The organism is Ancylobacter lacus (assembly GCF_018390635.1).
In the GTDB taxonomy this organism is placed as follows: Bacteria; Pseudomonadota; Alphaproteobacteria; order Rhizobiales; family Xanthobacteraceae; genus Ancylobacter; species Ancylobacter lacus.
In genome coordinates this window covers 110855-136576 of sequence record NZ_JAHBGE010000011.1, presented here as the reverse complement: position 1 = coordinate 136576, position 25722 = coordinate 110855, and the positions used below count along the sequence as shown (strand labels likewise).

At 71.2% G+C, this 25722-nt stretch carries 21 protein-coding genes and 1 pseudogene; 9 read left to right on the top strand and 13 right to left on the bottom strand.

Annotated elements, in window-relative coordinates; genetic code table 11:
* The 3 genes and pseudogenes from KHC27_RS03760 to KHC27_RS03750 all read left to right on the top strand — a co-directional run.
* Positions 1–233 (top strand): annotated as a pseudogene (locus KHC27_RS03760) (hypothetical protein); the annotation flags it as partial.
* Positions 234–268: 35 nt separating this feature from the next.
* Positions 269–616: a hypothetical protein gene (locus tag KHC27_RS03755; protein WP_343210823.1), complete on the top strand. Its 348-nt coding sequence runs from the start codon at positions 269–271 to the stop codon at positions 614–616.
* A 393-nt stretch (positions 617–1009) separates the two neighbouring features.
* Complete coding sequence (locus KHC27_RS03750) at positions 1010–2320, top strand: LLM class flavin-dependent oxidoreductase (protein ID WP_213335210.1); 1311 nt, start codon at positions 1010–1012, stop codon at positions 2318–2320.
* A 90-nt stretch (positions 2321–2410) separates the two neighbouring features.
* Here KHC27_RS03750 and KHC27_RS03745 read toward each other — a convergent pair whose 3' ends face one another.
* Both KHC27_RS03745 and KHC27_RS03740 read right to left on the bottom strand, forming a co-directional pair.
* Positions 2411–3772, bottom strand: a complete 1362-nt coding sequence (locus tag KHC27_RS03745) for a sigma-54-dependent transcriptional regulator (protein ID WP_213335207.1) — start codon at positions 3770–3772, stop codon at positions 2411–2413.
* Positions 3769–5640, bottom strand: coding sequence for a sensor histidine kinase (locus KHC27_RS03740; protein ID WP_213335204.1), 1872 nt, complete (start codon positions 5638–5640; stop codon positions 3769–3771). Before KHC27_RS03740 ends, KHC27_RS03745 begins: the two co-directional genes overlap by 4 nt.
* 215 nt (positions 5641–5855) lie before the next feature.
* Here KHC27_RS03740 and KHC27_RS03735 point away from each other — a divergent pair, with 215 nt between their 5' ends.
* Complete coding sequence (locus tag KHC27_RS03735; RefSeq protein WP_246518829.1) at positions 5856–7232, top strand: dicarboxylate/amino acid:cation symporter; 1377 nt, start codon at positions 5856–5858, stop codon at positions 7230–7232.
* A gap of 162 nt (positions 7233–7394) precedes the next feature.
* Here KHC27_RS03735 and KHC27_RS03730 read toward each other — a convergent pair whose 3' ends face one another.
* The 11 genes from KHC27_RS03730 to KHC27_RS03680 form a co-directional block, all read right to left on the bottom strand.
* A complete protein-coding gene (locus tag KHC27_RS03730; protein ID WP_281416960.1) occupies positions 7395–8213 on the bottom strand; it encodes an SDR family oxidoreductase in 819 nt (272 codons plus the stop codon).
* Positions 8197–9891, bottom strand: coding sequence for a dihydroxyacetone kinase family protein (locus tag KHC27_RS03725; RefSeq protein ID WP_213335198.1), 1695 nt, complete (start codon positions 9889–9891; stop codon positions 8197–8199). Before KHC27_RS03725 ends, KHC27_RS03730 begins: the two co-directional genes overlap by 17 nt.
* A 10-nt stretch (positions 9892–9901) precedes the next feature.
* Positions 9902–11239, bottom strand: a complete 1338-nt coding sequence (locus KHC27_RS03720; RefSeq protein WP_213335196.1) for an FGGY-family carbohydrate kinase — start codon at positions 11237–11239, stop codon at positions 9902–9904.
* 34 nt (positions 11240–11273) lie between these two features.
* Positions 11274–12068 carry a class I fructose-bisphosphate aldolase gene (locus KHC27_RS03715; RefSeq protein WP_213335193.1) on the bottom strand — a complete coding sequence of 265 codons (795 nt, stop codon included), beginning with the start codon at positions 12066–12068 and terminating at the stop codon, positions 11274–11276.
* Positions 12069–12106: 38 nt separating this feature from the next.
* Complete coding sequence (locus KHC27_RS03710) at positions 12107–13135, bottom strand: alcohol dehydrogenase catalytic domain-containing protein (protein ID WP_213335191.1); 1029 nt, start codon at positions 13133–13135, stop codon at positions 12107–12109.
* Positions 13136–13205: 70 nt separating this feature from the next.
* Positions 13206–14165, bottom strand: a complete 960-nt coding sequence (locus tag KHC27_RS03705) for an ABC transporter permease (RefSeq protein WP_213335188.1) — start codon at positions 14163–14165, stop codon at positions 13206–13208.
* Positions 14166–14308: 143 nt separating this feature from the next.
* A complete protein-coding gene (locus KHC27_RS03700; protein ID WP_213335185.1) occupies positions 14309–15811 on the bottom strand; it encodes a sugar ABC transporter ATP-binding protein in 1503 nt (500 codons plus the stop codon).
* Positions 15812–15901: 90 nt separating this feature from the next.
* The gene (locus KHC27_RS03695; RefSeq protein WP_213335182.1) at positions 15902–16873 is read right to left on the bottom strand and encodes a substrate-binding domain-containing protein; all 972 of its coding nucleotides are present in this window, start codon (positions 16871–16873) and stop codon (positions 15902–15904) included.
* Between the two features lie 493 nt (positions 16874–17366).
* Positions 17367–18116, bottom strand: coding sequence for a GntR family transcriptional regulator (locus KHC27_RS03690; protein ID WP_213335180.1), 750 nt, complete (start codon positions 18114–18116; stop codon positions 17367–17369).
* A gap of 253 nt (positions 18117–18369) precedes the next feature.
* Positions 18370–19764, bottom strand: coding sequence for an HlyD family type I secretion periplasmic adaptor subunit (locus KHC27_RS03685; protein WP_213335178.1), 1395 nt, complete (start codon positions 19762–19764; stop codon positions 18370–18372).
* Entirely contained in the window at positions 19761–21458 is a 1698-nt protein-coding gene (locus KHC27_RS03680; protein WP_213335176.1) for a type I secretion system permease/ATPase, read from the bottom strand. Before KHC27_RS03680 ends, KHC27_RS03685 begins: the two co-directional genes overlap by 4 nt.
* 282 nt (positions 21459–21740) lie before the next feature.
* On the opposite strand from KHC27_RS03680, the gene KHC27_RS03675 reads away from it, so the two are divergent.
* From KHC27_RS03675 to KHC27_RS03655, 5 genes are all read left to right on the top strand, one after another.
* Positions 21741–22394 carry a hypothetical protein gene (locus KHC27_RS03675; protein WP_213335163.1) on the top strand — a complete coding sequence of 218 codons (654 nt, stop codon included), beginning with the start codon at positions 21741–21743 and terminating at the stop codon, positions 22392–22394.
* A 627-nt stretch (positions 22395–23021) separates the two neighbouring features.
* On the top strand, positions 23022–23327 hold the full coding sequence (locus KHC27_RS03670) for a BufA1 family periplasmic bufferin-type metallophore (protein WP_213335160.1): 306 nt from the start codon (positions 23022–23024) through the stop codon (positions 23325–23327).
* Between the two features lie 153 nt (positions 23328–23480).
* Entirely contained in the window at positions 23481–24389 is a 909-nt protein-coding gene (gene bufB / locus KHC27_RS03665) for an MNIO family bufferin maturase (protein ID WP_246518802.1), read from the top strand.
* Positions 24370–25182 (top strand): HvfC/BufC N-terminal domain-containing protein, encoded by an 813-nt coding sequence (locus KHC27_RS03660; RefSeq protein WP_213335157.1) that lies wholly within the window; start codon positions 24370–24372, stop codon positions 25180–25182. The genes bufB and KHC27_RS03660 overlap by 20 nt, the downstream gene beginning before the upstream one ends.
* Positions 25179–25688 (top strand): DoxX family protein, encoded by a 510-nt coding sequence (locus KHC27_RS03655; protein WP_213335154.1) that lies wholly within the window; start codon positions 25179–25181, stop codon positions 25686–25688. The genes KHC27_RS03660 and KHC27_RS03655 overlap by 4 nt, the downstream gene beginning before the upstream one ends.
* Positions 25689–25722 lie beyond the last annotated feature (34 nt).

The following is a 25722-nucleotide window of genomic DNA, read 5'->3' as shown; positions in this document are numbered from 1 at the left end:
GCGCGCCGTGGCAACAACCTGCGCGACGAGCCACAGAGTTCTCACACAGCCTCGGGCGCAGAGCTGTCGCCCATTTCGTGGGCCATCACGGGATGAGCGAACGGCGGGCGTGTAAAGCCACCGGCTTCTGCCGCATGACGGTCCGCTACCAGACGACGCGCGCCGACGATGGCGTCTTGCGCGAGCGCATGAAAGCCATCGCGGCCGAGCGCCGTCGCTTCGGCTATCGGCGCCGCGTATTGCCCTCATCCACGCCGTGGACGTTGCGGTGGAGCCCATTGCCGGCGCTTTCGCCGAGCTTTGGCCGGAGGCGCGCTGCACCGACCTGCTGGAGGACAGCCTGCCGGCGGATCGCGCCGCCGAGGGCGATCTTTCACGGGCGATGGTCCGGCATATCAACGCCTTGGCCGACTATGCGCTGCTCACCGGCGCCGACGGCAACCGCCTCGCCGCGGAACGCGCCTGCGACCTCGCCCATTGCGTTGCCATCATGCTCGCGCAGTTCTCGACATCGCGGGCAAAAGCGATGGTGGGGCATACCCTTGGCCGGGGCGTGCTCACCGCCCCGAGCGCCGCCGTCGCCGCCCGGCGCGACCGCATCGGCCAGAGGGCGTGATCGGACCGGCCGCCATTGCCGACGACATTACCGGAGCCGCCAGCCTCGCCGGCTCGCTCGCTCGCGGGGGGGGGCGGCGCGTGCGCCGGTGATAGGCGCACCGGACGCGCCTTGCCGGTGGACGCAACAGGCGGCGCGCTGACGTCGCGCGCCATGCCGGCCGGATTCGACCCATTCCCGTGCATAATGCATGGGCAGAAAGGCGAAACGGGCACTGTTCGTTGCGGCTCGGGGGATGCGACCGCCGCCGTCATCAAGGCCATCGGCGCGAGACCGGGTCGCCCGTTGCCGTCGGCAATCAGCCGGTGGCCCGAGATGTGCTGCGGGTCGGGGACACACATCCATGCTGCACGGCGCGGACGCCCGTTCCGCCAGCGCTTATCGGGAGTCCCAATGACACGGCAGATGCACCTCGTCGCGTTCCTGTTCGCCGGGCCGACCTCGCACCATCACGGCATGTGGCGCCACCCGGAGACCCAGAATGCGTTCATGGATCCCGCGACCTATGAGCATGTCGCCCGTGTGCTGGAGCAGGGCCGGTTCGACAGCGTGTTCTTCGCCGATGTCCTCGGCATATCCGACTATTACAACGGCAACTACGACACGACGCTCGGCAAGGGCGGACAGATGGGCCTGCTCGACCCGGTGCCGCTGCTCACCGTGATGGCGCGGGCGACGCAGCATATCGGTCTTGGCGCCACGGTCTCGACATCGCTGTTCAGCCCCTACCACATCGCCCGCACGCTCGGCACGCTCGACCATCTCTCCGGGGGGCGGGTGGCGTGGAACGTCGTCACGTCGTCGAGCAGCCTGGAGGTGTATAATTTCGGCCTCGACAGCCTGCCCGCCCGCAATGAGCGCTATGACCGCGCCGACGAAGTCGTCGAGGCCTGCATCGCGCTGTGGCATTCCTGGGAGGATGGCGCGCTGGTGCTCGACAAGAAGTCCGGCACCTTCGCCGACCCGTCCAAGGTCCGGCCCGTCAATTATCAGGGGCGATGGATCCGCACGGCGGGCCCGCTCACCGTGCCGCGCTCGCCGCAGGGGCATCCCGTCATCATGCAGGCCGGCTCGTCCGATCGCGGCCGCGAGTTCGCCGCGCGCTGGTCGGAGATCATCTTCACCCTGCAGCACGACATCGACGGCATGCGCGCCTTCTATGCCGACATCAAGGGCCGCATGGGCAGATACGGCCGCGCGCCGGAGGAATGCGCCATCCTCACCTCGGTCGACCCGATCATCGGCGAGACCGAATCCATCGCCCGGGAGAAGCAGGCCTACATCAACAGCCTGGTCGACGCCGAACTCGGCATGGCGCTGGTCTCCTACCATCTCGGTGTCGACCTCTCGCGCTACCCGGCCGACCAGCCACTGTCCGACATCCAGCTCGAGGAGGGCTCGCGCGGCTCTTTCGACATATTGGTGAAGGCGACGCAGGCGGATGGGCTCACGCTCGGCGAGGCGGCACAGCGTTTTGCCACGTCCGAGCTGTGCCCGCAGGTCGTCGGCACGCCGGAAAGCGTCGCAGACCAGCTGCAGGCCTTCTTCGAGGCCGAGGGCTGCGACGGCTTCATCCTGACGCCGACCGCCTTTCCCGGCACGTTCGAGACCTTCGCGCGGAGCGTTTCGCCGATTCTCCAGGAACGCGGCCTGCTGCGGAAGGAGTACACCGGGAAGACGCTGCGCGAAAATCTGCGCGGCTGAGCCGGGTTGTGACGGTGAAAAGAGGCGCCGCGCGGCGCCTCTTCGCGGTCACGCGATGCCTGCGCCAGTGCTCCTCGCAAGGCGCCCCTCCTAGCGCTCCTTCTCGTAGGCGGCCCGTTCGATACCGTAGCGGACCAGCTTGTCGTAGAAGGTCTTGCGGGGGATGCCGAGGGCTTCGACGGTGGCCCGGACGTCACCCCCATGCGCCTCCAGCGCTTCGCGGATGAGGTTGGCCTCGATGGTGCCGAGCCGGTCCGGCAGGCTCTGGCCCGGGCGGCCGGTGGTGGCACCGATGGGGGGAGCGGCCTCCCCGAGGCCGAGCGCCACACGTTCGGCGAAGTGCACGAGCTCGCGCACATTGCCGGCCCAGTCGTTCTCGACCAGATGCCGCTCGACCGAGCGGTCGAGCTTCGGCATCTCGCGACCATATTTGCGCGCGGCGCGGGCGAGGAAATGGGCAAAGAGCAGGGGCACGTCGCGGCGGCGCTCGCGCAGCGGCGGCAGGCGCAGCGTCACCACGTTGAGGCGATAGAACAGGTCGGCGCGGAATTCGCCGCGTGCCGCGGGACTGGCGAGGTCGACCTTGGTCGCCGCCACCACCCGGAGATCGACCGGGCGCAGCTCGTTGGAACCGAGAGGGGCGATCTCGCGCGCCTCCAGCACGCGCAGGAGCTTCACCTGCGCGCTCACCGGCATGCTCTCCAGCTCGTCGAGGAAAAGCGTGCCGCCGCTTGAATGTTCGATCCGCCCGATCCGCCGTTTCTGCGCGCCGGTGAAGGCGCCGGCCTCATAGCCGAACAGTTCGCTCTCGATCACCGTCTCCGGGAGGGCGCCGCAATTGAGCGCGACGAAGGGTTTGGCCCGCCGCCGTCCCAGCCGGTGCAGCAGATTCGCCACCACCTCCTTGCCGGTGCCGGTCTCGCCGAGCACCAGCACATCGACATCGACATCGGCGAGATGATGGATCGTCTGCCGCAGCCGCACCATCGCCGGAGTTTCCCCGACCAGCGCTCCCGCTCCCTCGTCGGCTGTCGCCATCGCCCGGAGGCGCCGGTTCTCTATTATGAGGGCACGCTTCTCCAGCGCCCGGCGCAGCGTCTCGGCGAGACGCGGGCCGGCATAGGGCTTGGCGATGAAGTCGTAGGCGCCCTCGCTCATCGCCTCCACCGCCATGGCGATGTCGGCATGGCCGGAGATCAGCACGACGGGTATGTCGGGGTCGAGCGCCCGAATGGCGCGAAACAGCTCGATCCCGTTCATGCCGGGCATGCGGACGTCCGTGACCACCACGCCGGCGAAGTCCGGCGTCAGGCTCTCCAGAACGCCGGCGGCCGAGGCGAAGGGCGTGGCGCGCAGGCCGGCGAGCTGAAGAGCCTGGACGTTCGCCTCGCGCAGATCGGCGTCGTCGTCGACGAAGACGATGTCGGCATCGCAAAGAGCGCGTGTGGTCATGTGCGGGGTGCCCTGCGGAGGGTGACGGTGAACACGCAGCCCTGCCCCGGTTGGCACGCCGCCGAGAGCGTGCCGCCGAAACGGGCGACGATGTCGTGGCAGATGACGAGGCCGAGCCCCAGCCCTTTCGGTTTGGACGAGCGGAACGGGGTGAACAGCCCCGCCACCTCCTCGGGGCTCAGCCCCGGCCCGCGGTCGGAGACGGTGACGAAGACCCAGTCGCCTTCGGCCCGGAAACCCAGCGCGAGCGGCGCCTCCAACGCGGCGAGGTTGCCGGACGCCATCAGCGCCTCGATGGCGTTGCGCATGAGGTTGACCAGCACCTGCTCCAGCTCGACCCGTCGGCCCATCACCTGCAGGTCGCGCGGCACCGCGGTGACGACCGGCCGGATGCCGGCCTGGCGCAAGGGCGCGTCGAGGATCATCAGCGCGCCGGACACCGCGTCCGCGAGCACGGTGGGCTCGACGGTGCCAGAGCCGCGACGGGCGAAGCCGCGCAGCGTATCGGTGATGGTGCCGATGCGTTCGGTCAGCCCGATGACCTTGCCGAGCGCGCCATCGGCCGTGGTGGCGTCACCGCGCGCGAGAAAGGCGCGGGCATTCTCGGCATAGGTGCGGATGGCCGCGAGCGGCTGGTTGATCTCATGGGCGACACCCGCCGTCACCTGGCCCAGCGTGGCGAGACGATTGGCCTTCGCCAGTTCCTCGCGGGCGTCGGAAAGCCGCTCCTGCGCCCGGCCGCGTTCGGCGATTTCCTCGAGCAGCCGGTCATTGGCGCCGGCGAGTTCGGCCGTCCGCTCCGCCACCCGCTGTTCGAGTTCGGCCTTGATGCGGGCATCCGTCCGCAGCCGCACGCCGGCGCGCTGGCGCCGGCGCAGGAGTTCCGCCGCGAGGCCGAGCCCGGACATGAGCAGCAGGGCCGCCAGCACCTGCAGGCTGGCCTGTTCGGCGCGGATGGCGCGATCCACCGGCAACAGCACCTCGAGCCGCCATTGGGTGGTCGGAACCGGCCTGCGGGCATCGACGAAGCGGCCGCGCAGATCGGCGGGCGGCGGCGAGCCGGCGGCGCGCAGCAGGCCGCCTTCGCCGGCCTCGCCCCGCACCAGCGGCAGCGGATCGAGCGGCGCCGCGCCGAACTGCAGGGAACGCCGTATCTCGGCGGCTTCCGCGGGCGCGAAGGCTCGCTCGACATGGAAGCGCCACGCCTCCACGGTGGTGAGCAGCACCACCCCGCGGGCGTCCACCACGTAGGTCTGCCCGCCGAGCGCGGTCCAGTCCGCCTCGACCCTGTCGAACTCGACCTTGACGACGATGACGCCGAGGGGGCCCTCTGGGCCGTCGATGCGGCTCGATATGTACAGGCCGGGCCGGTTGCTCACCGTGCCGAGGGCGAACTGCTCCGCGGTGCCGTCGGCCATCGCCTTCAGATAGTAGTCCCGGAAGGAGTAGTCGCTGCCGACGAAGCTCACCGGCTCCGCCCAGTTGCTGGCGGCGATGGCGAGGCCCTTGCGGTCGAGCAGATAGACGACCGACGAGCGGGTCTCGCGGGCGATGCCGTCGAATTTCTGGTCGAGCCCACGCGGGTCCCCGCCTTTGAGGACCTGCAGCACATCGGGATCATGCGCGAGGATCAGCGGCACGGCGCGCTGCTTCTCAAGCTCGCCCCGCAGCACGGCGATGGCGAGGGTGGCGGCGTTCTCCGCCGCGGCCCGGACCGTCGCCACCGCCCGCGCGCGGCCGATATCCGCCGCGGCGAGGGAAGCCGCGACGACCAGCACCAGCGCGATCGCCACGAAGACGACCCACGGCCAGCGCGCGGGCGGCTCCGGCAGCGCCGGCGGCGAGGGAAGGGCGGGGAGAGAGGCCATGGCCCATCTTGCGCGGACTTCCGCACACATCAAGGGGAAGTTGTGCGAACTTCCGCACAAACGGCTGGATCGGTCTGCCCGGGACGCGAGCTAACGATCTGATTTTTAAATGTTTTATCTCGTTTTTTCAGCGTGGCATGTGGGTTGCTGAAGGTGGTGGGCGTCTTGCCAAAAGCAAAAACAGCCCCAGCCCCTCGGAGGAAACGATGGCGCCCATGATCCACTCGGCGACGGCCACCCGTGCCGGCACCACTCCCGCCCGTCCCAAGAAGTTCTACCAGCAGCTCTATGTGCAGGTGCTGATCGCCATCGCGCTCGGCATCGCCATCGGCCATTACTGGCCCGACACTGGCGCGGCGCTGAAGCCGCTCGGCGACGCCTTCATCAAGCTGGTGAAGATGATCATCGCGCCCGTGATTTTCCTGACCGTCGCCACCGGCATCGCCGGCATGAGCGACATGCACAAGGTCGGGCGCGTCGCCGGCAAGGCGATGCTGTATTTCCTGTGCTTCTCGACGCTCGCCCTCATCGTCGGCCTCGTCATCGGCAACGTCATCCAGCCGGGCACGGGCCTGCACATCGACCCGAACACCCTCGACGCCAAGGCGGTGCAGACCTACGCCACCAAGGCGCACGACACCACGGTGGTCGGCTTCCTGCAGAACATCATTCCCGACACGGTGGTCGGCGCCTTCGCCTCCGGCGACATCCTGCAGGTGCTGTTCTTCTCCGTGCTGTTCGGCACGGCGTTGGCCCTCGTGGGCGAGCGCGGCAAGCCGGTCACCGATTTCCTGCAGAATCTCACCGCGCCGGTGTTCAAGCTGGTCGCGGTGCTGATGAAGGCCGCGCCCATCGGCGCCTTCGGCGCGATGGCGTTCACCATCGGCAAATACGGCATCGGCTCGGTGGCGAACCTCGCCATGCTGATCGCGACCTTCTACATCACGGCGGCGGTGTTCATTCTCATCGTGCTCGGCGCCGTCTGCCGGTACAACGGCTTCTCGATCCTCGGGCTGATCCGCTACATCAAGGAGGAAATCCTCCTCGTCATCGGCACGTCCTCCTCCGAGGCCGCCCTGCCCAGCCTGATGGAGAAGATGGAGGCCGCCGGCTGCAAGCGCTCCGTCGTGGGCCTCGTGGTGCCCACGGGCTATTCCTTCAATCTCGACGGCACCAACATCTACATGACGCTGGCGGCGCTGTTCATCGCCCAGGCGATGGACATTCATCTGCCGCTGCAGGACCAGGTGCTGCTGCTGCTCGTCGCGATGCTCTCCTCCAAGGGCGCCGCCGGCATCACCGGCGCCGGCTTCATCACCCTCGCGGCGACGCTCTCCGTCGTGCCGGCGATCCCGGTGGCCGGCATGGCGCTGATCCTCGGCATCGACCGCTTCATGTCGGAATGCCGCGCCGTGACCAACTTCATCGGAAATGCCGTCGCTACCGTCGTGGTCGCTCGCTGGGAGGGCGAGTTCGACGCGGTGCGCTTCAAGGCCGCGCTGGCGGGCAAGCTGCCGGAGGACGTGTCCGACCTCGCCGCCGAGGACGAGCGCCTTCTTCGCCCGTCGGCGGCACCCATCGCGGCGGAGTGAAACCGGGCGCCGGTGGCGCCGAACGAGATGGCACGTCCCGGCCAGCCATGGCCGGGACGTTCGTCTTTTGGAAAAGGACTTGCCGGCCGAGGCTCCGGGTCGAGAAGGCCGGGCGCTCCTGTGCAGTAGCCTGGGGCGCTTAGACGGGCGGCCTCTCCGCCGTCACCAGCAGACGAAGCCGCCATCGACGATGAGGTCGATGCCGGTCACGAAGGACGAGGCCTTCGACGCCAGGAACACCGCCGGCCCGATCATCTCGTCGGAGCTGGCGATGCGCTGCATCGGCGTGTCCTTCCGGAAGACCTCCAGGTGGTCGGCGACCTCGCTGCGGTCGTTCATGGGCGTGAAGGTGTAGCCGGGGCTGATGACATTCACCCGGATGCCGCGGTCCGACCATTCCATGGCGAGGCTCTTGGACAGCTGGATGACCGCCGCCTTCGATGAGTTGTAGTGCACCTGGGTGATGCCGCGATTGACGATGGTGCCGGAGATCGAGGCGATGTTGATGATGGTTCCGCGCCCGCGCGGCAGCATCACCGCGCCTTCCGCCTGACAGGACAGGAAGACGCCGGTCGCGTTGACGGCGTAGAGCGCGTTCCATTGGTCGAGGGAGAGTGTCTCTGCCGGCTCGGCATTGGCGACGCCGGCATTGTTCACCGCGATGTCGAGCGGGCCGAGATCGCGCTCGATCGCGGCAATGGCCGCGTCGAGGTCGGCCTTGCTGGTCACATCGCCCTCCAGCACCAGCGCCCGGCGCCCTTTCGCGACGATCGCCTGCGCCGTCTCCTCCAGGGCCGCGCGCTTGTGGCGCCGGCCGAAGCAGGCGACATCCGCCCCCGCTTCGGCAAGGCCGATGGCGATCGAACGGCCGATGCCGGTGCCGGCCCCGGTGACGAAGGCGATCTGCCCGGTGAGGTCGAAAAGCTTCATGGCACTCTCCTGTCGATGATCCGCCGGGGCGGTCTCAGTCACGGGCGACATCCGCGAGGGCGCGCAGCCACAGCCCCACCGCGACCGCGCCGCCATCCTCGATGCCCAGCGCGCGCTCGCCGAGATAGCTGGCACGCCCCAGCTTCGGCGCCATCCGCGCCGTGGCGGCGGCGCCCTGCTCGGCTGCGTCGGCGGCGGCCGCGAGCGCCTCGGCCAGCGAGCCGCCCGCCGCGGCCTGCTCGGCCATGGCGCGGGCGGCGGGAAACAGCGCGTCGAGCATGGTGCGGTCGCCCTCGTTGCCGCCGCCCAGTTCGGCGACGGCGGCCACCCCCGCAGCGAAAGCCTCCGCGGCCTCGCGCGGTCCCGGGGTTTCGCTGCCGAGCGCACGGGCGGCCCGCAGCAGGCCGGTGGCGTAGAACGGCCCCGAACTGCCGCCGATCGCCTGGCGCATCGCATTGCCGATGGCGGCCAGCGCCTCCGCCGGTCCGCTCCAGGCGCTTTCCGGCAGCGCCCGCACGGCGGCGGCGCCGCGGGCGAGGCTGGCACCGAGATCGCCATCGCCGGTGCGGGCGTCGAGCTCGGTCAGCCGCGGCTCGGCGGCTTCCAGCGCGGTGGCGGCGGCCAGAACCGCGGCGCGGAACGCGCGCATCTGCGCTGTCAGCGGCCCGGCTGCCGTCGCCACCTCGGGCGCGGGGCCGGCGGGCAGCACCGGCTGCGGGTTCAGGCGGCCGCTGCCGGGCCACGCCGGCGCCGTGGTGGCGGCGTCGAGCAGGGCCAGCCGCGCATCGTCCACCTTCATCAGCGAGAGCGAGCAGCCGCGCATGTCGAGCGCGGAGAGCAGCGTGCCGCGCCAGGCCCGCTCGACCGTCAATCCCCGTTCCTGAAGCTGCGCCAGCGCGCTTCCGGCCACGATGTCCAGCTCCATCGGCGGCGTTCCGCCAAGACCGTTGACCAGCAGCACGCAGCGTTCGCCGGCGGAGAGGCCGAGATCGTCGATGATGGCGGTGAGCATGGTCGCCACCAGCGCATCCGCCGGCTGCATCGGCCCGCGCCGCACCCCCGGCTCGCCATGGATGCCGAGGCCAAGCTCGATCTCATCGGCGCCGAGTTCGAAGCCGGCCTTGCCGGCGGCCGGCACGATGCAGGGTTCGAGGCCGATCCCCATGGAGCCGACATCGGCCGCCGCCGCCCGCGCCAGCTCGGCCACTCTTTCCAGAGGCAGCCCGCTCTGCGCCGCCGCCCCCGCCACCTTGTGGACCAGCACGGTGCCCGCGATGCCGCGCCGCCGCGCCTTGGGAACGGTCTCGCGCAGGGCAACGTCGTCGGCCACCACCACGATTTCGACCGGGGTGCCGGCGCCGCGCGCGATCTCGGCGGCGAGGCCGAAATTCAGCCGGTCGCCGGTGTAGTTCTTCACGATCAGCAGCGCTCCGGCCGGCCCGGCCACCGCGTTCAGCCCCGCCAGCACCGCGTCCGTGCTGGGCGAGGTGAAGACGTCGCCGGCCACCGCCGCCGTCAGCATGCCCGCGCCGACATAGCCGGCATGTGCCGGCTCGTGCCCGCTGCCGCCGCCCGAGAGCACTGCGATGGGGCGGGCCTCCGGCGCGGGGAGCGGGTGGCGGACCACCACGTTCTCGGCCGCGAGCCGGGCTTGCGCCGGGGCGAGGGAGACGGCGCCGCGCAGCATCTCGGGCACCACGGCGCGGGGATCGTTGATCAGCTTTTTCATGGGGTTATCGTCACTCGGCGGGAGAGTCGGGATCACGGGCGGGCACGATGTCGGCCAAGGCCGCATAGGCCTGTGCCCAGCCGGGCAGCGGCTCGACGGTTGTGAGGCGCGCCCGGACGTCGAAGCCGGTGCGCAGACCGGCCCCCTCGGCGGCCAGCAGGGCCGCGCCGAGCGCGGTGAGTTCCGGCTCGTCGACGACATGAAGCGGGGCCCCCAGCACGCTGGCACGCAGCTCCATGAAGCCGCGCGAGCGCGACCAGCCACCCGTGGCATAGATCGGTCCCGGCGGCACGCCAAGCCGGTCCATCGCCCGGAACATGTGCCGCGCCGCCAGACTCGCCTCCTCCAGCCGGTCGCGCACCGCGCCGCCGGCCATCGGCGCTCCCTCCAGCCGGCGGGCGGCGAGGGCGGGCTCCAGCGCGGCCCGCGCCGCCGCGTCCGGCGCGAGATGGGCGGCGAGCTCGAACACACCGAGGCAGGCGAGCCCCGGCGCCGCCCTTACCGGCACCGAAAGCGCGAGAGGCGGGTGAAGCCCCGGCGCGGGCACGCTTTGCGTCTCGCCATAGACCACATTGGCGGTGCCGAGCGAATCGATCCGCGCCAGCGGATCGCTGCGGCGGATGGCGGCGGCGGCGACCGGGTGGTCGTGCCCGCCGGCCACCACCAGCGTCTGCGCGTCGGCCGCGCCGCTGGCGCGTAGAGCGCCGCCGGAAACGGTGCCGATGACCGTTCCCGCATCGCGGACCGGCGGCAGCGGCGGCGCGCCGGCCGCCTGTACCAGAGATGGTATCCAGTCACGGGAAAAGACGTTGTAGGCGGCGGTGCGCGCGGCCAGCGTCCGGCTCATGAAGGCAACCCCGCTCCAGACGGTAGCGGGATAGTCGGTCAGGGCGACCCAGCCGGTGGCGCCGGCCAGCAGTTCCGGCGCGTGCCGGCGCAGCCAGAGCCATTTGGCCACCGTCCGGTCCGGTGTGATGGGGAGACCGATGTGTCCATCCACAGCGGGATGACGCGCCAGCTCGGCCGCCTCGCGCGTGGCCCGCGCATCGAACCAGGGCAGCGCCGGGCCGGTGGGGCGCAGCCCGGCGTCGAGCCCGACGCCGTCCTCGCCGACCCCGGTGGCGGCGAGGGCGCGCAGCGGCCGGCCGCCGCCCGCGGCCCGCCAGCCTTCGATCACCAGCGCCTCCACCGCGTCGAGCAAATGCCCGGCATCGGTGGCGACGCCGCCACGGAAGGCGATCCGCGGCGTGGGAACCGCGCGGCTCCACAGGCAGCGGCCGGCCTCGTCCATCAGCACCACCTTGAGATTGGTGGTGCCGATATCGATTCCGCACAGCCGCGCCGTCATGGCGGATCTCCCTGGCCGGCGCCGGTCATGACGCTCACCAGCGCCGGCTGAAGCTGGTGCGGGTGATCCGCGCCATTTCGGCGATGACGTGCGCGGCTTCCTCCGGCGGACGCTGCCACACCTTGCGCCCGACCACCACGCCCTGGGCGCCGGCCTCGATGGCGTCCCGCACGTCGCGCAGGGTCGAGGCGCTGTCGCCCGTCAGCGGGCCGCCGGCGACCACGACCGGGATGTCCAGCTCGGCGCAGAGCTTGGCGGTGGCGTCCGGGCCGGGGAAGGTGATCTTGATGATGTCGGCGCCGAGGTCATAGCCGACGCGCGCCACTTCGAGTTCCTTCTCGATGATCTCCGGCGAGCGCGGCGTGTTGAGGAACACCGGCTCGACCATCACCGGGATGTGCCACTTCGAGGCTTCGGACACCACCGTGCCGATGCGCTGGCAGTAGCGGACCTTCTCGTCGTCGACGACGTTCCACGGCAGCAGCAGCTTCACGCAGTCGACGCCCATGCGCACGGCGTCCTCGACGCTGGCGACGAGGCAGCCGGTGCCGGTCTCGGGGGCGGAGGTCGGCCAGAAGGCGTCGATGGCGAGGATGCGCGACATGGCGGGCGCGCGGGCGAGCTCGACCTCGCTGGCCTTGACGATGCCGGTGCTCACCATGAAGCCGGTGATGTCCTCGGGCAGGAAGCGGCGCATCACCTCCACCGGGGCTTCCAGCGCGGGCACCCGGCCCCAGACTAGGCCGTGGTCGATCGGCACGACGAGCGCGGCGCGGTCCTCGCGGAAGATGCGGTTCATCCGGTAGTTGGTGGAATAGCGGTTGGCCACGTGGGTCTCCTGTTTGACGATGTGGGAAAGCGATCCGGTCAGAAAGCGAGCTGGGTCTTGATGCCGGTGCCGGCGGCCATGGCCTGCGCGGCCCGCGCGAACTCCCAGGCGGGGAAGGTCTCGCCGATCAGCACCGCGGCGCGGTCGGCGATGTCGTTCATGACGTCGACGGCGGCGGGGAATTTGTCGGCGAGCGAGTTCGAGCCGATGATGCGCAGCTCGCGCTCATAGATGCGGAAGGGGTTGAAGCCGACCATGGCGTCGGCGTCGTGGACGCCGACCTGCACCAGCACGCCGGTCTTCTCGACGCAGTCGATGGCCTGTTCGAGCGCGCGGCGCACCCCGGCAGCCTCGAACACCACGTCGAAATGCACCTCGCCGAGAGCGGCGGGGTCGATGGTGTTGGCGATGCCGGCGCGGCCGGCGATCGCGCGCTTGGCGGGGGACGGATCGGCGATGGTGACGCGCCCCGCGCCGAACATGTCGCAGACGATGGCGATGAGCAGGCCCATGGTGCCCCCACCCATCACCAGCACGTCGCGGTCCTTGACGCCCTGCGAGGAATCGACCGCGTGCAGCACGCAGGCCAGCGGCTCGATCATCGCCGCCACATCGGCCCGCAGGCTGTCCCGCAGCCGGAAGGTGTTGCGCGCCGGGGCGACGACGAACTCGGCCGCCGCGCCGGGCCGGGCCACGCCGATCGGCGAGAGGTGCGGGCACAGATTGGGCCGCCCGGCGCGGCACCAGCGGCAGGTGCCGCAGGTGACGTTGGGGTCCACCGCGACGAAGTCGCCCTCCCGCAGCCCGCGCACCGCGCCGCCCACCGCGACGATGTGGCCGGAGAATTCGTGGCAGGGCGTGACCGGATAGACCGAGCCGGGGAAGCCGTGGTGCAGGATGTGCAGGTCGGTGCCGCACAGGCCGCAGGCGGCGGGGCGGATCAGCACCTCGTCCTCCGCCGGGGTCGGCACCGGCACTTCGGCGACGAAGACGCGGTGGTCTTCGGTGATGCGCACCGCGTTCATGTGCCCGCGGGCGGCACTATCGAACAGCGAGTTGAGGCTCATGATGCCCTCTAAGGTTGTGGTTCGGGAAAGCGCGGCGCACGCGCGGGCCGGCTCGGCGCGGGTGGTCGCCTCAGCGGCGGCGGCGGACGAGGTCGATGAGGATGGCCAGCAGCACCACGGCGCCGACGATGACGCGCTGCCAGTAGCTGGAGATGTCGAGCAGCACGATGCCGTTGGCGAGCACCGCCATCAGCAGCGCGCCGGTGACGGTTCCGGTGACCGTGCCCTGCCCGCCGCGCAGCGAGACGCCGCCGATGATGGCCGCGGTGATGGAGGGCATCAGCCAGCCCTCGCCGACCGAAGGCTGCGCCGAGTCCATCCGGCTGGCGTAGAGGATGCCGGCCAGCGCGGCGAGGCTGCCGGAGAGGCCGAACACCAGCATCTCCACCCGCTTCACCGGGATGCCGACCAGCACCGCGGCGTGCCGGTTGCCGCCGATGGCGTAGATGTTGCGCCCGAAGGCGGTGCGGTTCAGCACGAAGGCCAGCACCAGGGCGATGACGGCGAACACGATGACCGGCACCGGGATGCCGAACGGCGCGCCGAGGCCGAACTGCTGGAACTCGGCGCCCAGCGGGCGGATGGGCGAGCCGCCGGTGATGACGAGGGTGGTGCCGGCGAACATCTCCCACGCCGCCAGCGTCACGATGAAGGGGTTGAGCCGGGCATAGGCCACCAGCGCCCCGTTGAGGCTGCCGAGCGCGAAGCCGAACAGGCAGGTGAGCGGGATGACCAGCCAGGGGTCCACCCCCAGATGCACCAGCAGCAGCCCGCCGACGATGGCCGACAGCCCCGCCGCCGCGCCGACCGAGAGGTCGATGCCGCCGATCAGCAGCACCAGCGTCTGCCCGAGCGCGATGATGCCGACGAAGGAGGCCTGCCGCAGCACCACCGCCAGATTGTAGCTGGTGGCGAAATTGGCGCTCACCAGCGCCAGCAGCCCGCACATGACCGCGAGGGCGAGGATGATGCCGGCGGCCTCGAAGCGACCGATCCGGCTTCGCAGTTTCTGAACCGTGGTGTCGGGCATGGCGGCACGGAATCCTTGTCGGGAGAGGTCGGGGCGCCGCGGACCGGCGCGCAGGCCGCGCGGCGTCGAACCGGCGGGCCGGGCGGGCGCCGCAGCGGCGGAAGGTTCGGGAACGGGGGGCTCGTGGGCGGGACGGAGCGGGGTCATGGGGCGGGGGCTCCGTTCATCGCGAGGCCGAGCAGCTTTTCCTGCGTGGCCCCTTCCGTCGGGACGATGGCGCGCACGCGCCCCTCATGCATGAGCATCACCCGGTCGCAGACATCGAGGATCTCCTGCAGCTCCGAGGAGATGTAGAGGACCGAGATGCCGTCGCGGGCGAGCTGGCGCAGCAGCTTCTGGATTTCCCACTTGGCCTTGACGTCGATGCCCCGGGTGGGCTCGTCCAGCATCAGGATGCGGCACTTGCTCATCATCCAGCGGGCGAGGATGCATTTCTGCTGGTTGCCGCCGCTCAGCTCGGAGATGAGCTGGTGGCTGGAATGCACCTTCACCGGGATCGCGTTCACATAGCGGTCGGCGGCGCCGAAGGCGTCGAGCCAGCGTATGCCGAGCCGGCCGGCGAATTTGGCGAGGTTGGGCAGCACGATGTTCTCGGCCACCGAGAGGTCGGGAAACAGGCCGTCGCGCCGGCGCTCCTCGGGGAGGTAGACGAGGCCGGCGGCGATGGCGTCGGCGGGGCCGGCAAAGGCGACCTCGCGGCCGAACAGCTTCACCGTGCCGGCCTGCCGGGGCGTATCCCCGAACAGGCAGCGCACCGTCTCGGTGCGGCCGGCGCCGATCAGCCCGCCTATGCCGAGGATTTCGCCGCGGTGCAGGTCGAAGCTCACATCGCTGAACTCGCCGGGCCGGGAGAGACCGCGCACCTCCAGCGCCACCTCGCCGGTCGCCGCGGTGGGGATGGCCGACCGCAGGTCGAGCTCCTTCACGTCGCGCCCGGCCATGGCGCGGATCATCTCGTCCTTGCTGGTGGTGCGGGGATCGAGGTCGGCGACGTGGCGGCCGTCGCGCAGCACGGCGATGCGGTCGGCCAGGGCGAGGATTTCGTCCAGCCGGTGGGAGATGTAGAGCACCAGCCCGCCTTCGCGGCGGAAGGCGCGGATGAAGGCGAACAGCCGCTCGGTCTCGCGCTCGGTGAGCGCGGCGGTGGGCTCGTCGAAGATCAGCAGCCGCGCCCCGGTCGCGGTGGCGCGGGCGATCTGCACGAGCTGCTGCTGGGCGACGGTGATGGCCCCGGCGCGGGCCTGCGGATCGATGGAGGGGTCGAGCGCGGCGAGGTGGCGGCGGGCCTCGGCCTCGGTGGCGCGCCAGTCGATGATGCCGCGCCGGGCGATCTGGCGGCCCAGCATCACGTTTTCCAGCACGGTGAGGTCGGCGGCGAGGCTGATCTCCTGCGGGGCGATGGCGATGCCGGCGCGCTGGGCCTCGCTGGGCGAGGCGAACTGCACGGGCTGGCCGTCGATGCGGATTTCGCCCGAGGTCGGCGTCAGCCGGCCGCAGATCACCGACATCAGCGAGGACTTGCCGGCGCCGTTCTCGCCGATGACCGCGACCACCTCGCCGGCGCCGACGCGCAGCGACACCTCGCGCACGGCGTGGACATGGCCGAAGCTCTTCGACAGGTCGCGGACTTCGAAAGCGCTGCGCATGGGAAAGGCCTTGCCGGGCGGCGTGGACAGGGGCGGGACGGTTCGGGAAAAGGTCCCCGGCGGGACGGCACCCGCCGGGGTCGAGGAGACCTAGTGGCCGAGGGTTTCCCTGGTCATCAGGAAGCCGCCGGTGGCGTGATCCATCGGGATGGTGTGGTTCTGCTTGGCCGAGACGAGGTAGCGCACCGCCCAGTAGCCGATCTCCCACTGGCGCTGGGCGGTGATGGCGGAGATCACGCCGTCCTCGATGAGCTGGTAGGTCTCGGGAATGTCGCCGGCGCCGACCACCAGCGTCTTGCCGACCCGCTTGGCGGCGATCACCGCGCGGGCCGCGCCGATCGGGGCGGAGGCGTTGGCGCCATAGATGCCGCCGAGGTCGGGCGTCGCCTGCAGGCCGCTCTCGGCCATCGAGACCGCCTGTTCGAGATTGTCGTTGTCCGGCTGCTCGAAGGCGATCCTGATGCCGGGGTACTTCTTGGCCAGCTCGTCCTTGAAGCCCTTCACCCGGGCGACGTGGTTCGGCGCGGTGAGGCTGCCGACCAGGATGCCGACGCTGCCCTTGCCGCCCAGCTTCTCGCCGAGATAGTCCGCGGCGGTGCGGCCGTCCTGCTCGTCCTTGCGGTGGCCGACGAAGGGGAACGCGGCGTCGCAGAAGGTGTCGAAGGTGATGAGGTTCACCTTGTTCTTCACCGCTTCCTTCAGCAGCTGGGTGTTGGTGGCGGGGTCGAGGCAGGAGACGGCGAGCCCGTCGGGATTGCGGCCGATGTCGGTCTCGATGCGGCGGTTCTGCTGGTCGATGTCGGCGGTGGGCGGGGCATCCCAGGTGTAGCTCACCTCGATGCCCTCCTTCTTGTATTCGGCGATGGCGAACTTCACCCCCTGCTCGACCACGTCGTACCAGGGGTGCACCACCTTCGGGATGAAGATGAGGTTCACCTTGGTGACGGGCTTGATCAGCGCGCCCTGATCGAAGCCGGCGGCGGCGGCCGGCCCGGCGGGGATGAGGGTGAGCACCAGCGCGGCGGCGAAGGCGGCGCGGACAAAGGGTGTGCGGGGGGTCATCGGGGTTTCCTTCACGGCGTCCTCCTGTGGGTGGCGCGGACTTCGCTGGCCCGCGCTCGGCTCTGGGTCGTGTCGCGACGTGCCGTTGCGGGCGGTCCGCCGCGGCCGGCACGAAGGGCTTCGGGCATGCGCCGCCGTCCGCCGCGCGGGATGCGTGCGGCGCGCGCTCGGGCATGGGGGCGCGTTCGTCGCGCGGGGGCGCGGCGGGCGGCTTCAGGCAACGGCCCGTGCGGCGGCGGGGACGCGCACGGCGTCACGCAGCGGCAGGGCGGCGGTGTGAGGGGGCTTGGCGGCGATGCCGGCGCAAGGCTGCCTCCGGGCGCGCGGGGCGTCCCTGTGGCGGGCCTCGGCAGGTCGATCGGGGCTGGCGGCGGTCAGGCCGTTCGGGCGTCCTTCATCCTGGCGTTTCTCCCATTCCTTGACGTTCCGCGAGTCTTCTCGTCGGAGGTTCAGCCACGCGGATGCGCGGGCAACGGTTGCGCGCTCTGGCGCGTCAGTCGGTCGGCGCGCGCGCCTCGATCGTCACCTTGACGACGTCGCTGCGCACCCACGAGGTGTAGTAGTCGAACGGCTTCTCGTCGCGCCCCCACGACACCGAGGTGACGAGGAGCAGGGGCGCGCCGACCGGCACGTGCAGATAGTTGGCCAGCTCGGCGGTTGCGGCCTGCGCCTCCACGCTGCGGCGCGCGCCGAACACGCTGAAGCCGCCATCGCGCAGGGTGCGGTTGAGCGAGGCCTTGCCGGTCAGCACCGCGCTGCCGTCAAGGATCGGCGCCACCTCCGGCACGAGGTAGTTGATGGAGAGCAGCGCGATCTGGCCGTCGAGATAGCGCAGGCGCTTCAGCCTGTAGCCCGGCGCGCCGGCAGGAAGCCCCAGCGCATCGGCCGCCGCCACCGGCAGCGCCGCCCGTCCCGCCGCCACCACCTGCGTCTCCACATCGCGGCGGTGATGATCCACCTCCGCCTCGAAGAAGCCGTCGGCGACCTGCAGCGACCAGCCGCTCTGCCGGGGGTCGACCACGAAGGCGCCGCGGCGCGGCACCATCTTGATGCGGCCCTTCTCCTGCAGGCTGCGCAGCGTCTCCCGCACCGTGGAGCGGGCGAGATCGAAATGGCGGCACAGCTCGGTTTCGGCGGGCAGCCGGTCGCCCACCGCGTATTTGCCGGCGTCGATATCCTCTTCCACCAGGCGGACGAGCTGGAGGTAGTAGGGTTCCGGCGAGTGGCGGTCAATGCTGCGCATGGAAGCCGTGACGGTGTTGTCAGTCTTGTACGTACAATACCGCTTTCGCTGACACTGGCAACAGCTAATTCGTGGCGCCGGTCACGCCCGCCACAGCGTGGGGCCATGCCCCATGGGCAGGTTCCGCCGGGTGCGGGGTGGCGCGCGTGGCGGGTGGCCCCGGCGTGCGGCTCGTCGCTGCCGGCCCGTGCGCCGCATGGGGAAGCCGGGCAGGCGGCCGCGCCGGACGAGGCCCGGACCCGGCAGCTCCCGGCTAGTCCTCGCGGAAGGCGCGCCGGAGCTGGTCCTGCAGCGGCTTGAGGAAATAGGAGAGGGCGAGCCGGGGGCCGGTGTTCACGAACACCTCCACCGGCATGCCGGGCACCAGCTTCAGCGGCCCGAGCGCGGCCACCGATGCCGGGTCGAGCGCGATCCGCGCGGTGTACCAGCTCTCCCCGCTGGTCTTGTCCACCAGCACGTCGGCGGAGACCGCGGCTACCGCGCCGGCGAGTTCGGGCGTGGTGCGCTGGCTGAAGGCGCTGAGCCGCAGCAGGGCGGCCTCGCCGGGCTGGACCTGGTCGATGTCGGCCGGGTTCAGCCGCATCTCGGCGACCAGCGCCTCGGCGCTCGGCACGATCTGCATCACCGTCTCGCCGGGCGCGACCACGCCGCCCACGGTGTGCACGGCGAGGTCATGGACGATGCCGGCCTGCGGGGCGCGCAGCTCCATCTGCTGAAGCCGGTCGCGCGCGGCTATCCGCTGCCCCGCCAGCTCGGCGAGCTTCGCCTCGATCTCGCGCAGATTGGCCATGGCCTCGGCCTGCCGGGCCTGGTCGATCTCCAGAATCTGCAGTTCGGTTTCGGCGATGCGGCCGTCGGCGCGGGCGATCTCCGAGACGAGCTGGCCGTGCTCGCCGAGAAGCCGGGCCCGCAGCCGGCTCAGCTCCGCCACCTGGCCGAGGGTGGCGAGGTTCTTGCGGTTCAGGATCTGGATGCTGTCCAGCTCCTGCGCGTTCCAGCCGAGTTCCTCGGTCTTGGCGTCGCGTCGCTCGGTCAGCCCCTCGATCTCGCGGTGAATCTGGGCGATGCGCTCATGAAGCTGGCGCTTCTGGCTTGCCGCCAGCGCGCGGCGGGCCTCGAACAGCGCCTGTTCGGAGGCGACGAGGCCGGCGGCCGTACCGGAGCCCCCGGCGCCCGGCCGCAGCTCGTCCGGCACGAGGAGGCTGGCGGCGTCGTCGCGTTCGCCGATCAGCCGCATGCGCTGCGCCGCCAGATGCAGCATCTGGTCGTCGACGATGGCGAGGCTGGCCCGCGTCAGCGTGTCGTCGAGCCGGATCAGCAGGTCGCCGGCCGCGACATGATCGCCATCGGCCACCGCGATGGCGGCGACGGTGCCGCCGTCGCGGGCCTGCACCTGCTTGACGCGGCCATCCACCACCAGCGTGCCGTGGCCGATCACCGCGCCGGCGAGTTCGGTCGTCGCCGCCCAGCCGCCGAGCCCGCCGATCAGCAGGGCGACGATGCCGAAGCCGAGGGCCAGCTCGCGCCGGATCGCCCGCGCCACCGGCGAGGCGGGCGCTGCCGGGGCGGGTACCCCGGACGCGGAAACGGGGTGCGGTCCGGTGGGGCGCGGTTCGGCCGGGCGGTCGCCGGGGGTGAAGGCGTTCATGGCCGTTCTTCCGCCGGCATCTTCAGCCGGGCGAGCACCTCCGCCCGCGGCCCGAGATCGGCCACCCGGCCATCCTTCAGGATGAGGAGCTGGTCGAGCGTGCCGAGCAGCTGGGTGCGGTGGGCGATGGCGATGACGATGGCGCCGCCGCGGCGGGCGTCGAGGATGGCGGCGGCAAGCGCCGCCTCGCCTTCCATGTCGAGGCTGGCATTGGGCTCGTCGAGCACGATGAGGAAGGGCCGGCGGTACAGCGCGCGGGCGAGGCCGATGCGCTGGCGCTGGCCGGCCGAGAGCGCGGCGCCGGCCACCCCGATGCGGGTGTCGTAGCCCTCCGGGAAGTGCAGGATCATCTCGTGGCAATTGGCGTTGCGCGCCGCGGCCAGCACCTCCTCGGCCGGAGCCCCGGGCTCGAAGCGGGCGATGTTCTCCGCCACGGTGCCGTCGAACAGCTCCACATCCTGCGGGAGATAGCCGACATGGCGGCCCAGCGCCTCCGGCCGCCACTGCTTCAGCTCCGCGCCATCCAGCCTGATGGTGCCGCGCGTGCACGGCCAGCTTCCCACCAGCGCCCGGGCGAGGCTTGATTTTCCCGAGCCGCTCGGCCCGACGATGCCGAGCCCCTGGCCCGCCTCCAGCCGGAAGCTGGCCTCCAGCACCGCGAGGCGGCTCGCCCCCGGCGGCGCGACGGCGATCCGTTCGACCGCGAGGCTGCCGGAAGGGCGCGGCAGGGCGAGCGCCTCGGATTCCGGCGGCGGGGCGAGCAGCTTCTCCAGCCGCGTCCGCGCCTGCCGCGCCGCGATGAAGCCGCGCCAGTTGGCCACCACCTGCTCGATCGGCGCCAGCGCCCGGGCGATGACGATGGAGGCGGCGATCATCACGCCCGGCGAGAGCTCCTGCCGGATCACCAGCTGCGCCCCGAGCGCGAGCGCGGCCGACTGCAGCGCCAGCCGCAGCGCGCGGGTGAGGCTGCCGTGGAACCCGGCCGTGTCGGCGATGCGCAGCCGCAGCCGGGCGTGGCTCTCGTTGATCCGGCCCCAGGTCGCGGCATAGGCCGGCGCCATCCCCATGGCGTGCAGCGCCTCGGCGTTGCGCCGCCCGGCCTCGATGAGGTCGCTGCGCCGAATGGCGAGGCTCGCGGCCTCCCGCACCGGCGCGCGCAGCGCGAGTTCGTTGGCGAGTGTGCTGCCCATCAGCAGGGCCGCACCCGCCACCGCGAGCCAGCCGAGCCAGGGGTGAAAGGCGAAGACCACGGCGAGATACACCGGCAGCCACGGCAGGTCGCACAGCGCGATCGGCCCCGGCCCGGCGAGGAAGCCGCGGATCTGGTCGAGATCGCCCACCGGCCGCGCCGCGCCGCTCTGCGGGCCCGCGAGCGGCAGCTCCAGCGCGAGGCGGAAGCTGGCGGGGCCCAGCGTCTCGTCGATGCGCTCGCCGATGCGGGCCAGCACCCGGCTGCGCAGGATGTCGATGAGGGCGAGGCCGACATAGATGACCAGCACCAGCGCGCTGAGCGCGACCAGCGTCGGCACGCTGCGGCTGGTCAGCACCCGGTCGTAGATCTGGATCATGAAGAGCGGGCCGGTGAGCATCAGCAGGTTGCTCGCCCCGCTCAGCACCCCGACGCCGAGCAGGGCGCCGCGCACGGCGCGCAGCGCGCGCGCAACCGGCGTCTCCCCGGCGGCGGCGCGGCTCACGGCCGGTTCCGCGACGCGGGCCCGCCCGCCCGGCGGGTGGCGGGACGGACATCCGGGGCGGGGCGTGCGGGCGCGTTCATGAATCGGCGGCTCGGCCAGGGGGCGGGGTGACGCAGCGCGGCAAAGGGGCGAAACACCGTGGCGTGATCGACCTCCCGCCAGCGTGATCCCCGTCCCGCTCCCGCGAGCAGGCCTTTATATGCTACCTCTATGCCGTTCTCATCAAGGGAGTGGCCGATGGCCCCCGCCGGTAACCTCGATCCGTCCGCCGCCGATGCCGTGATGGCCGCAACGCCCGGCGCCGGTAACGATCACCCGTCGGAGGGGATCGGCTTCAGCTTCGCCAAGCCGCCGGAGCCGGGGCCGACAGCGGATGCCGCGGCCGACGCGGCGGGCCTCACCGCAACGCCCGGCGGCAGCAGCGGGGACGACCGCCCGACGGAGAAAATCGGCATTGGCTTTACCCAGCCGGGGGGCCCGTTCTCGCCCAAGCCGTTGTCGGAGGATACGTCCGGTCCGGTCGGCACCGCCGGCGCGGCTGGCGGCAGCAGCGAGGACGACCGCCCGACGGAGGAAATCGGCTTCAGTCACACCAAGCCGCAGGAGCCGGGGCAGTTGTATGAAGGCTTCGCAGAATCGGCTGTGATCAAGCCGTCGGAAGATGGCGCCTCGTTCGAGGCGGGTGCGGGGGATGGCCTGCTCTTCGCCTCCGGCGCGGACGGGGCCGACCATCTCGACTTCTCCGGCGTCGACACGGCGCGCCTTGAGGGGGCGGACGACGCGCTGTCGTTCGAGGCTTCCGTCCCGGCCGATCCGCGCGAGGCGGCGGATGACGCCTTTGCCGCCGCGGTGGGCTCTGGGCCGGACCGGACCGGTGACGGCATCGCCGACATCGTGCCGGCACCGCAGGTCAGTCTGGACGATTTCCTCGCCTGACGCCTGACGCCTGACGCCTGACGCCTGCCCGGCGTCGCGCGTCGCGAGGCGGCCGCGCCGTCAAGGGCGTGGCTGAAGGGGCGGGGCCCGTCGCGAGGTCCTGTTCCTGCCGATGCCTCTGTCCCTGTCCCCTTCGGGACGAAGCGACCTTTTCCATTCCCAGACACACGGCCTCCGCAGGCGGGCGGGCGCCCCCTGACGTCCGCCCGCCTGTACGGCTTCCCGCTTGGAGATGCGTGACGCCGCCGCGGCCAGCCGGCTGCGGCGCGGGTGCCGTCGATCGACCGCGCCCGTTCGAGGGGTGTCAGGCGCCGTCCTGCCGGCCGGAATCAACGCCCGTCGCCTCCCCGACACCCTTCCAATGCCGGCCTCCGGCACATGCCGCTGCCCCGTGCCCCGCACCGGCGCGCCCGCGCGCCGCGCTGCGCGTGCCTCCGCGCGATGGTCCCGGCGCGATGGTTCCAACAAAATCCTATCACGGGTTCGTGAGCGCTGTAACACGGGTCGTCCGACGACGAAGAATGGTCGTGCAGCACACATGATCTCCATCCCTTCCGACGAACTGGCCAGTCGATCCCCCGTGAATATCTTCAGATCTCCCCGAACATCATCTGCAGGAGAGTGACTATGTCTGATCTGCTCACCAAGTCCGGCGCGCTGAGCGCGGCGGGTGCCTTTGCCACGGCTGTACTTCTTCTGGCCCAGCCGGTGGCGGCTCAGGATGCCGCCAAGGAAAAGTGCTTCGGCGTCGCGATGAAGGGCCACAATGACTGTGCCGCCGGTCCCGGCACAACCTGCGCCGGCACGTCCCGGGTGGATTACCAGGGCAACTCCTGGAAGCTGGTGCCGAAGGGCACCTGCACCACGATGAAGCTGCCCGGCGAGCGGACGGGCTCGCTCACCGCGCTGACGCGCGACGTCCCCAAGAGCTGACGTCCCCAAGAGCTGACGTGCTTTCCGGGCGATGACGTACCGGCGGCCGGTCCGAACCGGCCGCCTGCGGCCCTGGCCCTGCCGCCCTCCTCGCGGCGGCAGGGCGCTCTGCCCGCCCGGCCCCGCGGCCTCCCGGCACCGAAGGACATGGACATGATGACCACCGCGTACCGTTCACCCTCACCGGGTGGTGCGGCTGCGATCCCGCCGCGCGCGGGCGTCGGCCTCAAGCCGCAGCATTACCGCGCCATCCTCGACGGCGCGCCCCCGATCGGCTTCTTCGAGGTTCACGCCGAAAACTACATGGGCGATGGCGGACCGCCGCTGCGCTACCTCGCGGCGATCCGCGAGCGTTACCCGGTTTCGCTCCACGGCGTCGGGCTTTCCATCGGTGCGGACCGGCCGCTCGACCGCGAGCATCTCGCCCGGCTGAAAGGGCTGATCGCGCGTTTCGAGCCCGGCCTGTTCTCCGAGCATCTGGCCTGGTCGACCCACGAGACCGGCTTCCTCAACGATCTCCTGCCGCTGCCCTATACCGAGGCCGCGCTGGCGCGGGTCTGCCGCCATGTCGACGAGGTTCAGGACGTGCTGGGCCGGCGCATGCTGCTGGAGAATCCCTCGACCTATGTGGTCTTCGCGGAGAGCACCATCGCGGAGGTCGATTTCCTCGCGGAGGTGGTCGCGCGCACGGGCTGCGGCCTGCTGCTGGATGTCGCCAATGTCGCCGTTTCCGCCACCAACCACGGCTATGACCCCTTCGCCTATCTCGACGCGTTTCCGCTGGCCCATGTCGGCGAGATTCATCTCGCCGGTGCGGCGGAGACCCTCGACGACAACGGCGCGCCGCTGCTGATCGACGCGCACGACTCGCCCGTGGCGGCGCAGGTGTGGGCGTTGTACGGCCATGTCGTGGACCGGCTCGGCCCTGTGCCGACCTTGATCGAATGGGACAACGACGTCCCGGAGTGGCCCGTGCTGCTCGGCGAGGCGCAGCGTGCGCAGGCCGTGCTGTCGGCGGCGATGGCCCGGGCCGGAGGGCGCCATGCTAAACTCGCCGGTTGAGGGAGCGCCCCTGCTTGCCGACCGGCAGCGGGACTTCGGCGCGGCGCTGCTCGACCCCGAGGCGCCGGTGCCTGAAGGCGTCCATGGCTCCGCCGGCCGGGCCGATGCACGGCGTTTCGCGGTCTACCGCAACAATGTGATGGTGGGGCTGACGGAGGCGCTGGCGGCCCGCTTCCCGGTCTGTGGGCGCCTCGTCGGCGACGCGTTCTTTCGGGCCATGGCGCGGGTCTATGTCGGCGCCACCAAGCCCCGCTCGCCGCTGCTGATGCGCTATGGCGACGGTTTCCCGGACTTCATCGCCGGGTTCGGCCCGGCCGGGGAGGTGCCGTACCTCGCCGACGTCGCCCGGTTGGAATGGGCCTGGGGCGAGGCCTACCACGCCGCGGAGGCGGTGGCCGCCTCCGGCACCATCCTCGCCACGGTTCCGGCCGAGGCGGTGGCGGAGGTGCGGCTGGCGCTCCACCCCTCGCTGCGGCTGGTGGCCTCGCCCTATCCCGTTCTCTCGATCTGGCTGGCGCATCAGGGCGACGATCCCTCCGGTGAAGGCGTGGAATGGCGGGCCGAGAACGTCGTTGTCGTCCGGCCGGATGCGGATGTGCTGATGCACCGGCTGTCGGCCGGGGGAGTCGCCTTCCTCGAGGCGCTGCTGCGGCGGCGCACGCTGGGCGAAGCGGCCGAGGCGGCTCTCGGCGCCGATGCCGGCTTCGATGCCGGCGGCCATCTGGTGGGTCTGTTCACGCTCGGTGCGGTGACGGGTCTTGTGAACGAGGCGGACGGGGAGAGCGTGTCATGAGCGGTGGAGCCCTTTTGCGCGTGGCGGGCGCTGCGGCGGAGGCAGCGGGCGTGCTCGCGCGCTTTCCGATGTCCGTCACCCAGCTTGCCCTGCGCATCGCGCTGGCGGTGCCATTCTTCAGTTCGGGCCTGACGAAATGGGACGGCGTGCTGCAGCTTTCCGACAGCGCGGTGTATCTGTTCACGGAGGAATTCCGGCTGCATCTGTTCGGGCATGAGATCGCCTATCCCCTGCCGCACCTCATGGCCTTCCTGTCCGGCTCCGGGGAGATCGTTCTTCCGATCCTGCTGGTCCTCGGTCTGGCGACACGTTTTGCCGCGCTTGGCCTTCTCGTGATGACGGCGGTCATCCAGCTCACCCTTCCCGACGGCTGGGCGAACTTTCACCTGCCCTGGGCGGCGATGGCGCTGGCCATCCTCACCTATGGCCCCGGCCGTATCGCGCTGGATCACCTTCTCGCGTGGCGCCTCGCCCCTCGCCGCGCCGTGCCGGGCAGCGCGCCCTGACGGTGTGCCGCCCGCCGGATTTCCGACCGGCGCG